General features: G+C 43.8%; 9 protein-coding genes. 7 read left to right on the top strand and 2 right to left on the bottom strand.

Going from position 1 to position 15,803, the window contains the following annotated elements; translation table 11 throughout:
- Positions 1-16 precede the first annotated feature (16 nt).
- The 5 genes from J8L84_RS06455 to J8L84_RS06435 all read left to right on the top strand — a co-directional run bounded on the left by J8L84_RS06455 (position 17) and on the right by J8L84_RS06435 (position 7,665).
- The gene (locus tag J8L84_RS06455; protein WP_211069961.1) at positions 17-1,795 is read left to right on the top strand and encodes a sulfatase-like hydrolase/transferase; all 1,779 of its coding nucleotides are present in this window, start codon (positions 17-19) and stop codon (positions 1,793-1,795) included.
- A gap of 228 nt (positions 1,796-2,023) precedes the next feature.
- Complete coding sequence (locus J8L84_RS06450; RefSeq protein WP_211069960.1) at positions 2,024-3,877, top strand: TonB-dependent receptor; 1,854 nt, start codon at positions 2,024-2,026, stop codon at positions 3,875-3,877.
- A 16-nt stretch (positions 3,878-3,893) separates the two neighbouring features.
- Positions 3,894-5,231, top strand: a complete 1,338-nt coding sequence (locus tag J8L84_RS06445) for a cytochrome c (RefSeq protein ID WP_211069959.1) — start codon at positions 3,894-3,896, stop codon at positions 5,229-5,231.
- Positions 5,232-5,257: 26 nt separating this feature from the next.
- A complete protein-coding gene (locus J8L84_RS06440) occupies positions 5,258-6,733 on the top strand; it encodes a PQQ-dependent sugar dehydrogenase (protein ID WP_211069958.1) in 1,476 nt (491 codons plus the stop codon).
- Between the two features lie 98 nt (positions 6,734-6,831).
- Complete coding sequence (locus J8L84_RS06435) at positions 6,832-7,665, top strand: ThuA domain-containing protein (protein ID WP_348771816.1); 834 nt, start codon at positions 6,832-6,834, stop codon at positions 7,663-7,665.
- 103 nt (positions 7,666-7,768) lie between these two features.
- Here the strand turns inward: J8L84_RS06435 and J8L84_RS06430 are convergent, their stop codons facing one another.
- Together J8L84_RS06430 and J8L84_RS06425 are read right to left on the bottom strand one after the other, a co-directional pair.
- Positions 7,769-8,308 carry a cohesin domain-containing protein gene (locus J8L84_RS06430; protein ID WP_211069957.1) on the bottom strand — a complete coding sequence of 180 codons (540 nt, stop codon included), beginning with the start codon at positions 8,306-8,308 and terminating at the stop codon, positions 7,769-7,771.
- Between the two features lie 34 nt (positions 8,309-8,342).
- Complete coding sequence (locus J8L84_RS06425) at positions 8,343-11,492, bottom strand: Ig-like domain-containing protein (protein WP_211069956.1); 3,150 nt, start codon at positions 11,490-11,492, stop codon at positions 8,343-8,345.
- A 450-nt stretch (positions 11,493-11,942) separates the two neighbouring features.
- Here J8L84_RS06425 and J8L84_RS06420 point away from each other — a divergent pair, with 450 nt between their 5' ends.
- Together J8L84_RS06420 and J8L84_RS06415 are read left to right on the top strand one after the other, a co-directional pair.
- On the top strand, positions 11,943-13,814 hold the full coding sequence (locus J8L84_RS06420; RefSeq protein WP_348771815.1) for a sulfatase-like hydrolase/transferase: 1,872 nt from the start codon (positions 11,943-11,945) through the stop codon (positions 13,812-13,814).
- Positions 13,814-15,802, top strand: coding sequence for a sulfatase-like hydrolase/transferase (locus J8L84_RS06415; RefSeq protein ID WP_211069955.1), 1,989 nt, complete (start codon positions 13,814-13,816; stop codon positions 15,800-15,802). Before J8L84_RS06420 ends, J8L84_RS06415 begins: the two co-directional genes overlap by 1 nt.
- The last annotated feature ends 1 nt before the right edge of the window (position 15,803 follow it).

The raw sequence follows: 15,803 nt of genomic DNA, 5'->3' as shown, positions 1-15,803 counted from the left end.
TGCACGAGTAAATAGCATGAAAAAAATCCTCTGGTTCAAATTAGTGTTGTGTACGGCGCTCATGATTAACATGGTCACTAACGTCTATGGCGACGAAAATGGTGAAAAGACCAATATTGTCCTCATCTTAATCGATGATTTAAGTCACTATGGTGTTACCGCTTATGGGGCGAATCGATTAACCAGTGATGATGGTAAATTTACCAATAAAGAATTTGCTACCCCTAATATAGATGAGCTTGCTCGGGAAGGACTCCGTGTAGACCACGCTTATGCGTACCCTCTTTGTGAAAATACGCGTGTCGCATTAATGAGTGGCAAACGCAATGACAGAAATTATCTAAGACCAAAGTCACTGCATGCCTCAGATATCACCTTTGGTGATGCCTTTAAAAATGCAGGTTACGCCACAGGGTTGTTCGGAAAGTGGAAACAGACGCGCGGCACGACAGAGATATCCGGCGAACGCTATATTTCTGAGTTTGGTTGGGATGAGTACGCCGCTTTTGATGTTGCTAAACAAGGCCAGCGATACATTAATCCTAATCTGGTCATTAATGGGAAGGAATACAATTACAATGGAAGGAACGATCTGGATCCCAACACAGGACGTCGTTGGTATGGGCCTGATATTGTCAATCGTCATGCACTTCAGTTTATTGAAGATAACAGAGATAAACCGTTCTTTTTGTATTACCCGATGATTCTAGTACATGACGAACACAAACCTACTCCGCTAACTCAGCCTGCCAGTGCGTTTGATAATTTTCCAGAAATAGCACAGTACAACAATCAAGGAGGGGACGATCGCCAGTACTTCCCCGATATGATTGAATATATGGATCACCTCATTGGTAAGGTCGTGATAAAACTCGATGAAGTCGGTGTTCGTGACAATACCTTAATTGTGGTGATGGGGGACAACGGAACAAAAGAAGTCTTTGGTCATGTTTTGCCTGATGACACGGTTTATCCAGGAAGAAAAGGGGGCAATGCCGACAATGGCCTGCATGTTCCATTAGTATTGAATTATCCGACCGTGGTTCCAGGGTCTAAAAAAGGGAGGTACCGAGCATATAAAGGGTTGGTCAACCTTACTGATATATATCCCACCATAGCGGAAGCCGCTGGCATACCTATGCCACATGCAGAGCAGGTGGATGGTATTAGCTTTTGGTCACAAACAAAAGGGGCTGAAGGCGAACCTAGGAAGCATATTTATACATGGTTTATTGGCAATAACAGCTATGAAGAAGTCGATGAGGTGGGCATCATCTATGCGTTCAATAAGGCGTTTAAACGGTATGCACCCACTAAAGAATTTCCCAAAGGTCGCTTTTTTGATTTACGCACCGACCCACTTGAGCGTGTGGGAAATAAAGTGGTTGAAGCCAAGTTTGGCAAGTTACGATACAGTGGAATACCGCTAGACTCTCTCACCAAAGAACAGCAGAAAGCCTACGAGGTGCTAGGTGATGTACTGAAAAAAAACACCATGCGCCCAGTTAGTGAAGTGCAAATTGTAGCGCCGAATAAAACGTTAAACGTTAATCAACACATCCAACTTTCTTACCACCTATTTCCTGCTAATGCACAAAGAGCCGGTGTAATTTGGCATTCTGATAATCCTCTTATCGCGTCTGTTAATAAGCTTGGGCAAATTACCGCTCACAGCAAAGGGCGAACAACAATTCGATTGTACTCTTGGCAAGATGCTTATCCTGTAGCAAATAACCGCAACCCCTCATACCTTACAAACGGTATACAAGATGCCATTGTTGTAGAAGTGAAATAATTCCTAGGATTCAAAGTTTCTTTCTATTTAGGCCGTTTACATAGCGTGGCCTACATTAGGTGAACCTACCTCGCTATGTGGAATTAAAAAAACGAAGTTGCAACATTTCGTTTACCTAAAATGCAATTTACTATGTTCCTAGCTTACATTAATTGTTACTATTTGATTGATGATTGTTAACAGGGTGGTTCGGTTGGAACTTAATTGAAGTGTCTAGGGAGAAGTCATATGCGCATTGCGACAAGCGCGACAGTATGTTTATTTTTATATTGTGCTGGAATCAATGCTAACGAAAAGGAAGATGACGAAGTTATTGAAATTTATGGTAACTTTCAACCTTCAGCCGTTAGCCAAATGGTCAGCCCAGTATTTGTGCTATCAGCACAGGATATCCGCTCTATTGTCGGCGCCACTGCATTGGATGTATTAGCTCAAGTCCCAAGCGTCACCATTAAAAAGTCCGGTGCCGTGCAAGAAATATTTTTGCGTGGCGCAGAAACCAATTTTGTCATCGTTCAAATAGATGGGGTTCAAGTTAACAACCCTCTTGATACTCGAGGGGGCAGTTTTGACTTAGCTTCGATATCGAAAAGCGCGCTGCAACGTGTTGAGGTTATAAAGGGCGCCCAATCTTCTATTTATGGTTCAGACGCAATAGCTGGTGTTATTAACCTTGTTACATTTACGCCCGGAGACATTGGGACAGAGCTATCAGTAGGTGTTTTGCCGAAAGGTCAAAAAGTAGCTAGCGTAAATGTTGGCGCAGATAATCTTCAAGGGAGATTTAGCTATTTAGATACTGATAGGCAAGCGAATGGTGATCAACAAGAATCCTTAGAATTCGCGCTACAGGGAGATTTTGTGTTGATGGATAACAGCAGCACGCGACTAAATGCGCGATATAGCGACTATAAACAATGGGCATACGCAGATCAAAGCGGTGGAATTGTATATGCGCCAACAAACCCTCGTGATGAAAAACGTGGCGAGTTAATTACCGCAAGTGTCCGCCATACTCATGAAATTAACTCATGGTACGAATTAGCTGCTCAGGCTGAGCTCTACCACATCGATGACCAATTAGTATCGGCCGGTATTGCTCCTTATACCAACGCGCCGCCGACAGAATCACAAAACCAATATGATTATTACAAGTTACGTTGGTTGAATATGATGTCATTAAACAGTGTGCAAGTTACTGCTGGAGTAGATTACAAAAGTGAGGAAGGGGATGCTTCGGGTTTAGTTAGCCTATTTGGTACTGACATCCCCACTGACTATGGTATTGAACGGGATACGCTAGCGGGCTTCATAGATGCGCAGTGGTCTTATGAGGCATTGACCCTATTTTCGGGTCTACGTCACGATGATGCCGAAGGTTTTGCCAGCGAAAATACATGGAAAGTTGGTGGTGTCTATCAACTCTCAAAGCAAATACGATTTTTTGCCAACATAGGGTCGGCGTTTAAGTTACCGAGCTTATATGCATTAAGTAACAATATGATTGGTAACCCTGATTTGAAGCCCGAGCAGGCTACCAACAAAGACATCGGTATTGAATGGCAAAGTGACTCGAGCGAATTAAACGCTTCTATTTTCTTTTACCACTACAAAAATCTCGTCGACTTTGATGGGCAAACCTTTTCGTTAGTTAATAGGTCAAACATCGAAGGCAGTGGTGTGGAGCTGTTTGCCAGTCATCAGCTATCAGAAAACATCGCCGTCGAAGGAGATATCACCTATGTCAATCTTGATACAGAAAATGGAGAGATATTAACGGGCAGACCGGAGTGGCAGGGTAGGCTGGCAGTAAATTATCAAGTTACTGACAATATAAAAACCATAGCAAGACTCAATTATGTTGGCGCTACCGAGTCTACAAGCCTGTATTCGGGAGAATTTGAGCAAAGTGACTTAGCCGCTTTCAATAAAGTGGATGTTACGACCACATGGGCTATTTCCAATCAGCATACCCTCGATTTCTACGTACAAAATATCTTCGATAAAAATTATCAAGTGGCCGTTGGCGTTCCTGGGCCCGAGCTAGGTGTAGGGCTACAGCTTTCGTGGCATACAAACTAACAAGGACTCAGCAATAATGAAGAAACTCACTTACGCAATAACGGTGTTGGTAGTTACGATGGTGTTTTGTGTCAATGGAAACGAATTGGACACCACGCTAAGGTTAAAAAGTCAGGACGTAAAAGTAACCCAGCAAGGCCAAAAGCTGTTCGAGCAAATATGTGCTTCTTGCCACGCTAAAGACTTAAGTGGCGCGACAGGCTTTAACTTGAAAGACGGCGAATGGGTACACGGAAGTGCGCCTTCTCAGATACTCAGTAACGTAAAAACAGGTTTTCTCAATGCAGGGATGCCGGGGTTTGAGCAGGTATTTGATGCCGCGCAAATTGAAGCAATAGTGGCCTATGTCTTGTCTAAACGGGAAGGGTGGGACAACCTAACTTACAAGCTATATCAATTAAACGGTGCAGACGATACGGATGTTACAGCCGATAAGTTGATAAAGTCGGGTGAGTTAGCAAAGGGGCTTGCAGACTTTGCTATCCCTGAGGTTCAACACTATTTTATTGAGTTCGAGGGTGACTTTTATGCACCTAAAGACTTAGATACACAAGTATGGTTACAGTGGGGGTTCCCCCATGAGCTGAAAGTTTACATTAATCACAAACAGGTGACGAAGGGCGGTACTGCATGGTTCCCTACTTGGCGTTTGGAGCGCGGTAAACAACACTTAAAAGTGACTTATCGTTCCGGCGACACAAAGCCAAATCAACGAGACCTCATACTCATCGGTACGAATCTAGATTTAACGGTAAAGCTCTTTCCATTATCGAGTAAAGCCAAAAATATAGTGGAAGAGAAGAAGTTTGAATTAAAAGCCTCTGACCAGATACTCATTCAGCGAAAGCGAATTTTAGACCTACCCCCTTCCACTATTTCCGTTGGTTTCCCTACAAAATTAAACTATGGCTTTAACACAAAGACATGCGCCGTAGTCGGTTTATGGCAGGGCGATATGTTGAATGTTGGGCCCAATATTGCTGGTCGTGGTGAAGATCCTAGTTTGCCTTTGGGCGAGTGGGTATTTCACGCACCTGAGCAGCTTCAGCACGTGAACGAAGAACACAAGTGCCACTACAAAGGCTATCGATTAGAAAACGGTAACCCCGTATTTTCCTATACATTGGGTGGACAGCAGTATGCTCTTTCAGCGGAAGCTAAAAGCAGCAATACCCTCAACTTTATCTATTCGATAACGGGAAACCAACCCATAAATCTAAAGATTCCTGAAACCTCAAACTGGCAATGGACACATGAGCTGCAGCCTATTGAACGGCAAAGCGGGTTATTAACCCCGAAACAAAATGGGCGTGTCGTGGTTACGGCAACCGCAACCGCAACAGTGAAAGAGTAAAACCAGCCATAAGTAGGAATGACAATATGAAATTCAATGGATTAAAAAAAGTCGCACTCTGCCTAGTCGGTGCAGGTTTAGTGAGTTCGCTGCAGTTGGAAGCCGCGCAAGCGCCAAAGCAGGAATATAAACCTGATGGTTATGACATTGTCACCATAGAGACTCCCAAAGATGAACGCTTCCATGTCACGGGAATAGACAGTGATAGTGAGGGGGTTATCTGGGTAGCTACCCGCTTTGGGGATGTATGGTATTACAAAAATGATACTTGGTTTAAATTTGCGCAGGGCTTGCACGAGCCCACTGGATTACTCATAGACAGTGACGGAAGCCTTCTCGTTTCTCAAAAGCCAGAACTCACTCGCATTGTAGATAGTGATAAAGATGGTGTTGCCGATATCTATCAGCCTGTCGCGAGCGATTGGACATTCAATGATAACTATCATGAATTCGTCTTCGGGCCGGTTAAAGATGAACAAGGAAACCTATACGGTACGCTGAACTTGAGCCACAATAATCCTGATGCCTTTACAATGGGGGCGATGGGCTCTTCAGGGGGATATCGTGGATTTGCTTTTCAAGTGGATAACAAGGGAGTCTTTACACCCTACGCGTGGGGGTTGCGCTCTCCGGCTGGACTTGGTACCTCGCCGCAAGGGGAAATCTTCTTTACCGATAATCAAGGTGATTGGGTCCCGACATCTAAAATGCACTTGCTAGAACAAGGTAAGTTCTACGGTCACCCTGTTTCGCTAGTTGATGTAGAAGGTTACACGCGAGAGTCTATCAAGGAAATGTCTGTAGAGACATTTGCACAAATGAGTGAGACGCCTGTAGTGTGGATCCCTCATGTCGAAGTGGCTAATTCGCCAGGTAATCCAGAGTGGGACACCACCGAAGGTAAATTTGGACCATTTAAAGGCCAAATTTTTATTGGCGATCAAACTCAGTCCAACCTATTTCGCGTATTGCTCGATAAAGTCAACGGCCGATATCAAGGCGCAGTCATTAACTTTATGAACAAATTCCAAAGCGGCAACATTCGCACTGAGTTTGATGTAAATGGTCAGCTTTGGGTTGGACAGACTGCTCGCGGGTGGGGGGCGCAAGGTGGTAAACCATTTGGGCTACAAAAAGTCGTGTGGGATGGCACTATGCCCTTCGAATTGCATTCTATTACGCTGACTGAAACAGGGTTTAGAATGTCGTTTACCGATACCTTATCTTCTGAAACTGTTGCTAAGGAAAGCCTTAAAGCCCAGTCATGGCAATATCATTATTCTAGTAGCTATGGCTCGCCTAAGGTGGACTTGTCTACGTTGCCGATTACTAATGTTGTTTTGTTAGATGATGGAAAAACCATCGACGTAACACTGCCATTGACTTCGGGCAAGGTGGTACAAATTGATTTCCCAGGTCTGAAGGATGTTAACGGGCGTTCAGTTAGTGTCGACAAAGTTTACTATACGCTCAACCAGTTGCTCGCGAGTAAGCAGCAATGATGCTCTGTGAACGTCTTATTCGGACATGTATATTGTTCGTAATCGCCTGCCTGCTCATGGCGTGTGTTTCACCAAATATAACGCCTGAGCCTAAAAAAGTGTTGATCGTAGATGGTCAAAATAATCATCCTATCTGGCCCAAATCAACGGCAATGATGAAAGCTTTTTTAGAAGGAAACGGGCAGTTCGTCGTTGATGTTTATCGAACGCAATATACTTGGCGGGGAGATAAGTGGCTTGAGCAGTATCCGTCCAATGACGGCCGTGAGCATCAATCAATGTCACAAGCTAAAACAGACCTCTCGTTTTCCCCCGATTTTGCGCAATATGATGTGGTTATTTCTAATTTTGGTTGGAAGGCCGCGCCATGGCCACCTGCAACCCAGCGCAAATTTGAGCAGTACATGCAAAACGGAGGTGGTTTCGTGTCTGTGCATGCTGCCAATAATGCATTTCCCAATTGGCTTGAATACAACAAAATGATTGGCCTAGGTGGTTGGGGAGGGCGAAACCAAAAAGATGGGCCTTATATTTATTACAATGACGATGGTGAATTGCAGCGTGATATGTCAGCAGGGCAGGGCGGCGGACATGGTTATATACACGAGTTTACTATACAGGTAAGGCATGCAACTCATCCCATAATGCAGGGTCTGCCTAGTGATTGGTTGCATAGCGAAGATGAATTGTATAATCGCCTGCGGGGACCGGCAGAAAACTTAACAGTGCTAGCTTCGGCGTACGACAACAAAAAATACAACGGATACGGACGGCACGAACCTGTGATTATGACCATTAATTATCATCAAGGAAGAGTGTTTCACACTACCTTAGGTCATGGTGAAGCGGTCTATTCTGACCCTACTTTTATGTCGATATTGGCTAAAGGGGTTACCTGGGCAGCGGGTACTAATCATGAGGATATGCGATAAAAAACGACGTTATTATTGTGCTATGGTTGGTTGCTACAAGCTTAATGAACACCGGTTGATAGCGACAGGTTTTTAACCTGTCGCTATTACGATAAACGACCTATCAGCGGTTAAATCGTCGTATTCCAATAAATGTGATAATAACCATCAATATAATACTCAAGGTGTTGGGTGCAATTACGTTTACCGCATTAACCGTTGCCGACGCTTGCCCGCTATCTATTGCAACATCTAACTCCCCAGCGACAAATTCAGCAGCAATGATATTTTCTATATTGAAGCTGCTTTGCCCAGCATCGAGAGCATTTACGTTGAATTTAACAACAGTAAAATCGCCACCGGAAAAAGCGACAAAGTCTAAAAAAGCCACCGCGACACCAAACGCTTGAGGCGTCACGTTGAATAGAAACGGTAACGAATCGTATAAATCCCCGCCTATGGAAAGTGCATCAAGCTCAAATAAATCAGTATCAAACGCAATATCTAAGCTCAAAGTGTCGAAGCTTGTAAATCCTGTGCCTATTACCGAAACCTCTACGGTATCACCAACAATAAGGTTGCTAGTATCAAGCTCAATACTGATGAGTCCAGCTTGAGCTTGAAAGCCAATTAAAAGCGTAATTAAAGTAAACAGTTTTTTCATTCAATGGTGTTCCTGTAAGTGGTTATTTAGCGACTTAATCCGTGTCTTCTTTTGCGCATCGCGCACGAGTACATAAGGCCATCATGGCGCGAGCGTCTAAAATATTAACGAGGCCATCGCTGTTAATATCGAATTGAGGGGCGATATCTTGACGGGCTTGTATTGCGGCCAGAAGTTCGCTGATATCAGCACTGTCTATATCGGCGTCTCCATCCCAGTCACCGGATAACGCTGCAGGTGCGACGACATTCAATGGCGCAATTCCTTGAATTTTATAGGTGCTGCCGTCGGTTGAGATAAATTGCGCAAACAGGAAGTAAAAATGCCCCTCAGGTAACGCTTGGGTTGGGGGAATACCACTAAGTGGCAACGATACCTGTGCAGTACCGCTCTGTTTACCAATAGCGTTAGGATCGGATACCACAATGTCGTTAAACGAACGTGACCAAGTTTGATCCATTTCCCTTAGGAAAAATTTTACGCCACCAAGCTCGTCGGTTACGGTTTGTCCCTCACCGGCTTCAAAAAACGCAGTGACATCAAGAGTGTCATTATTGCTATATGTGCTAGAAAGGTACTTACTCTCATCATCTAAGGCTAGGCTAGGTGTAACTGTGTTTTCACTTGGCACCATAGTAATAGGGTAAGCGGCCACATTTTTAGTAACGCCAGAGGAGGAGTGCACGCGCACAAACAAAAAGTAAAATTCACCGTTGGTTAAGTCCTCGCTGGGCGTAAGTCCTGACAGAGGAAGGTAAACTGTAGAAGTGCCTTTCTGTGTTCCAATAGCGGTACTGTCCGTCACCTTGATATCACTAATGACTGTCCAGTTGCTCGCCATGTGCCGCAAGAGGTAATTAATACCGCCTAAATCAGCCGTTACCTCAAAGCCCGTGCCAGCGTCATATTCAGTAGTGACTTGCATATTTTTATCTAAATGGAATTCAAGCGTTTCATATTTTTGAGCATCATCAAAACTTATTGATGTTTGCGTGGGCTCTTCAACGGTTATCTTGGTGGTTGCCGTAAAATTGCCATCACGTGATGTGGCAGTGATAGTCACATCACCAACGTCCAGGGCTGTTACCATGCCATTGCTATCGACCATAGCGACTGATTCATCGCTAGACGCTAAATTGAAACTTTGATCACTAGCAAAAAAGGGCGTCACGGATGCGGATAGTTTTAATGTAGCTCCGACGGCGAGCGTAGCGTTGTCAGGGCTAATATACATGCCGGTAACTGCGCCGCCATCCGGTCTGATCTCTTGGTCAAAACCAAACACTTTCATATTAACGCTGGCAATGTGGCCTCCCGTATCGGGGAAGGTAATATCGATTTGGTTATCGTTTTTAAGTAATGAATAGGGAACCGGAATTTCAAGTAACCCAAAAAAGCGGTCTCTTCCTAATTGTTCGTCTCCGCTAATACGTGCATTCGAAGTGAGTAACTGACCATTGAATCTCACTTCTGGTGAAAGTGATTGACCATGGTCTCTGCCGAGCGCTATGCGCAGAATTGATTCACCCAGGGAGGTGGTTTGAACCCCTTTTATTTCAAATTGATTAACTTGATTGGCGTTTATTTCTTTTAAGTACTCTGTTGCAAAGTACTTGTTTTCAGTGGATAGGCCATTGATGTTCAAGTCGGCGTCGTAACTATATTCGACCACTATCGTTGCTTCTGGCGCTAGCTCGAAGTGCTCGAGGTTCAATGGAGCATTAATAATATCTAACTGCGGCGCATTATTGGCGAGATATAAATGTTTAACTTTTATGTTTTGAACCTTGGCACCTGAAGTACCATATTGATGAAGTAATATGGTTTCGTTGTCTTCAGTCAGGTTACTGAAAATAACGTACAACTTTTCTTTGCTGACATAGCTATCTATCAAGATATCTTCGTTGGTAGTGAACGAATCTACCCGCTTACCTTTCACATCAGACCAAAGCTCATAAAACTTCACCATTTCAGTGAACACCCAGTGCTCACCTTGTTCTCCTTCGCCCTCTTTAGCTTGACGAAGTAAGCGCCAGTTATAAGGAAAACCGTTTCTAGTTCCCCATAATGCTTTTACGGTGACAAAAGGAATTGCTTTGCTGATAGCATCTGGACGATCCATAAACTGCATCATCATGGGGCTGGCGGTTTTAAGAAACCACCAGTCTCTCAGCGGTGTCCAGGGGGCATTCTCGATAGGGCGATTACGGCCGCCGTATTCTGAAATAACATGTTCTTTCGTTTCGCCCAGCGTGAGCAGGGAATAATGATCCATCATATCTAAAGTGGCTTCTATACGGCTCCCTTTGAAGCGATTGTCATCTTCTAAGTCATAAAAATGGGTTGAGTAGAAATCCATACTTTCGCCGGCGGTATCAATGAATAACTTCATTCTTTCTTCCCACCGTGCAAAGTTACGCTGCTCGTAGATTGGGAAGGCAACCGTATAGCCGCCAATTTTTATATCTTGATTGTGCTGGCGAAAAGCGTTGGCAACGTCTTTGTGAAATTTGAAAATGTCAATGGGAGGAATGGGCGCTTCTAAGCCCATTTCATGCGGCGCATCGGTGAGTTGATATAAGGGTTCATTTAATACTTCAAAATAAGTTGGCTTCACTCGTCCTTGGGTAGAGGGTTCGCCATCGGTACGAAAGAAAGCATTCATATATTGACCCATGAAGTCACCCACTGCATCGGCGCCATTTGCTTGCCAGCTTTCACCTCCACAGCAAGGATTTACCGTTGCAAACCAATGCGGGCGAGGTTGCCCTCCCACCATAACGTCTCCGCGGCCATCGTATTTGTGAACGCCCGCGTCGTTAATTCCATACGTGGTTTCACGAGCGAATTTACCGCGATTGACTAGGTGTGTTGAGTCGACATAACCAGGGTTGAGCGGGTCTTCAACAGACTGATTAAAGTTCCAACCAGCACTGCCGTTTTCTCGGCCAAAATAGACGTCTAAGTCTTCCATCAAATATTTAAGCTTGTCTGCTTCTCCGTCCCAGTCACTTTCTGAAGCCGTGGAATGCAACGTAATATATTTGTGTCTATCAAAGCTGTCTTTTCCTCCGACGGAATGCTTAATATTTACATTCACCACGGCCTCTGTTTTTGCGAATAATCCTGGGGATGATAAAGCCAACCCTACTCCAACCAAGAGGGAGGATATTTTGTAATTCATTATACTAGGATCCTTAATGTTGACGCGTTGCTAAATTGTTAACTCAGGTAGAATCCTATGATATGAATGTTATTTATACAATAAATTGTTAACATTTTACTTTTTATTTTTCGGTGGTATTGTATTTTTATTGAAAAGAGGTAGCTTTCATTTTGTTGATAAATAATGTTTTTTATTAAATTCACATTTATGACAGTGGGTGCAATTAATTATCGGGTTTAAATGAGAGGTTGATTTATTTTTGGTAATTGTTAACAATATGGCAACTTGTGTTATGTTGAGCGCTATTATTTGGCAGATGGTTAGTGCGATTACTATCTGCTTAAAGTGTTCATTTATTCATTAAATTCTGAACAGGTCCTAGCAATGAAACATTCTCGTCTCTCAATTCTTTTAATAGTGCCAGCCATGTTTGGAATCATTTCGTGTGCACATGAATCACAGGATAACGTGTCAAAAATAGCAACCGATTCACAACCTCACGTTCAAGACAGTACGACCCCTAGTTTAAATGCCACTGCAGCAGATAAAGTTCAGCCCAACATTCTTTGGATAATTACCGATGACCATCGGCCGGATTCGGTGTCTGCGTACAACAAAGCCATATATGGGCAAAGTGAAAGCCCGTTAGGGTATATAGAATCTCCCAGTGCTGATCAGTTAGCCCAAGAAGGCGTGCTATTTACCCAGGCCTTCACTAACTCTCCGGTATGTGCGCCATCGCGGGCCGCATTACATTCTGGTAGATATCCCTTTCGTACCGGGCGATTTGCGTTTGAGTTGTCACACCCCGGGCCTGATTTTTCTAAACCTTTGTTATCTGAATACCTAAAAGGTGCAGGCTATTACACTGCAATGTTTGGCAAAGAAGATCATTACTTTATGCAGTGGGGCCCCGGCCAGACGTTCAATAAACTTCCTTTATTTGATTTTAGGGTGCACTTCAAACATGACCTGCAAAACCATGGTATTGGTGATATTTACACCCGAGCGTCATATGGCGACGAACCTGGTAATTCAACCCCTATTGGCTATAGCGAATACGTGAACTACCCAGATGGCACTAGCAGAAGTTATTTAATTAAAAGTAAAGAGGGAGAGATTAGTGAGCAGGATCTTGCGCTGCGAAGAAAGACCGATGAAGAATTCGATATATTACGAAGTTATACACGCAGCAACCCCAATCTCATTATTGGTGGCGTGAATCCAAATACGGCTACTGAAACTATTGATGCGAAGGTGGTTAGGGAGTTACGTAATCATTTAGAAAATGCTAAGCAAGCCTACACGACGTTATCAGGGAAGCCTGCAAAAGGCGCTGATTCTAATAAACCATTGTTCATTAATTTGGGCTTCCATTTACCTCACACGCCTGTTTTACCGCCTAAGTCTGTAAGAGACCGTTTTAAAACAAAGGAATACAAGGTTCCAAAATTCGAATTATCTGAGGTAGAGAAGTTGCCTCCGCAACTTCAAAAAATGTATCACGCCACTAAAATTACAGGCATGACAGATGCTGAAGTTCAGCAAGCAATACAGGACTATTATGCATTTACTGCGCATGGCGATGAGCTTATTGGCGAAGCGGTAGACGCTTTTAAAGCTTACAGTAAAAAACAAGGCCGCCCTTGGGTGGTGGTTTATACCGTGGGTGATCATGGCTGGCATCTAGGTGAGCAAGGAATCGAGGCAAAGTTTGGTCCTTGGCAACAAAGTGTAGCCAATGCTGCAATCATTACAGCCTCTGATAAGTCTTTAGTTCCTCGTGGTTTGGTTAATCATGATTTGGTTGAATTTGTTGATTTTGCGCCGACCATACTAGATCTGGCAGGGGTCGATATTAAGCAAGAAAGGTTTAATCATTTAGATGGTTACAGCTTACTTGATGTCGCAGCTGGTGAGGCGCCAAAGCGAGAGTATATCTTGGGTGAGACAAATGTGGTGGTAGGGCCTCGCGCATACCTGCATTCAAAACGGTTTCGTTTTTCTATGCGAACTCGACCTCCAGGCGCAGCGCCCGGTGAGCGCATGCGTTGGGCATTAGATGCAGATGCGAATGAGGTCGACATGGCATTATACGATTTAGCTGTGGATCCGTTAGAGAGGCAAAATGTCGCTGATACAGAGGCCTATAGACCTTTAGCGCTATGGCTTAGAAATAAACTAGGCAGCATAGTGCTAGGCGATGGCAGAATTGAGGTGGACTGGTCAAAAGAAAATAGTTATGTAGAAAGTAATTTCGCTGAAGGCGCTGATGACAAACGGTTGGATATTCCTAAAGACTTAATTCCTTCAGTTCCACAAAATGTGGCGATAAATTAATGAAATACTTACAAAGCCGCTTTATGCAATGCGCCTTTTTCACATGTGCAGCTGTGACCTCGAGTTTAATACTCGGGTGCAGCTTCACTGCACCCCAAGATAGCGGAAATGAAAGGTTACCTTTATCACCAACCTCTTCTTCAGATATCCCAATGCAGGGCGATGTTGCAGATGAATCCACCCGTCATGTACACAAGAAACCACAGCTACAGCCGAACATATTATGGATTTTAACTGATGATCAACGTGCTGACTCAATCGCTGCCGTCAACCGAATCATTAGGGGAACGAGTGAAAGTGCGTTGGGCTATGTAGAGTCGCCGAATATCGATGCCTTAGCAAAGGAAGGCGTGTTGTTTACTTATGCATATAGTCAGTCTCCAGGTTGCTCTCCCTCACGATACTCTATGGCGACAGGACAATATCCTCACAGAAGTGGACGCTATGGCTTTGAGTATGCCCATCGTGGGAACGAACATGCAAAACCGACAATACCTGAAATACTACGACAAGCCGGTTATCAAACAATGCTTAGTGGAAAGTCAGGTTTGCGGCTACGAGAATGGCAGCCTGAACAAGGTGAGCGGCAGACACCCTTAACTTATGATTTTGAGGTTGAGCGATATGCGCTAAGTAAAGCTGGGTTTACTGATTGGGGTAAAAATACCGTTTACGATCCTGATACATGGAAGCCACTGTCGACATCCGAGCATTTTTATTATTCTGATGGCAGTAAAAAATCTTTTTTAGTCAGTGAAAATGGCAAGAGTATTGGCGCTAAAAACCCAATTGATGAAGAACTGGATATTGTGCGCTCTTATACCCGAAGCCTTAAATCGTTGATTCTAGCAGGGGAGAGTCCCAAGCCCGCTGGTGAAACACTAGATGGCTTTATATTAAAGGCATTTACTCAGTATTTAAGTCATCCAAACACTTCGTATACTTCTGTACTTGGCGACAAAATTGAAGGACCAGATCCGACTAAGCCGGTAATGCTAAGTTTAAGTTTCGGTTTTCCCCATACGCCAGTGCTCCCTCCTAAATCTTTTCGTGACCGGTTTAAAACTAAACAATACCGTGTTCCTGAGTTTTCAAAGTCTGAATTAGAAAGTTTGCCACCACAATTGGTGAAGCTATATAAGAATATGAAAACGGATGGTATGACAAACGAAGAAAAGCTCAAAACCATTCAGGACTACTATGCTTTTACAGCTTATGGTGATGCTTTGATCGGCGAGGCGATTGAAAAATTCAAGGCATTTAATGAAACATCGGGGCGGCCATATTTGATTGTGATGTCGGTAGGGGATCACGGCTGGCACCTAGGTGAACAGGGCATTTCTGCAAAGTTTGGGCCTTGGAATAAATCTAATCATGGGGCGATGATTGTTGTCGATTCTTCCGGTGAATATTTTCCGAAGGGTACGGTATATAACGACTTTGTTGAATATGTGGATATTGCGCCAACGATACTAGCAGCTTCAGGCCTTGATGTAGATAATGATGAAAAGCTATCTCATTTAGATGGTTTCGATTTGGCTTCGGTTATTCGAAAGCCAGCTTTGAAGCGAGATTATGTCTTAGGTGAATTAAATCAAATTATAGGTGATCGTGCTTATTTGAGAACAAAGCGATTTGGCTTTTCTATGAAAGTACGACCCAAATTAGGCAAGCCGGGGGAAACCCATGCGCCAGGCGAAGATATTCATTGGGCTGTTAATGCTAGCTCAGGTGATGTTGAAATGGCGCTGTATGATTTAGCCTGCGACCCAAATGAGCGAGAGAACGTGGCTTACCACAAAGATTACGCTGATATTGCTGCTGCGCTGCGCACAAAAACACAAAACATCTTTTTGGGCGATAAGCGATTAGAGATAGATTGGCAAAAAGAAAACGTCTCTTTTGAATCAAACTTTGCGTCGGGCGCCCATGATTACCGTTTACCAAAAGCGCTTAGTGAAGAGGCCTCATGCACTGCAGGGCTATAAA

This window comes from Alteromonas sp. MMG017, from assembly GCF_018100795.1.
Taxonomy (GTDB): Bacteria; Pseudomonadota; Gammaproteobacteria; order Enterobacterales; family Alteromonadaceae; genus Alteromonas.
The sequence above is the reverse complement of the archived record's forward strand: the minus strand, read 5'-3'. Positions and strand labels throughout refer to the sequence as shown.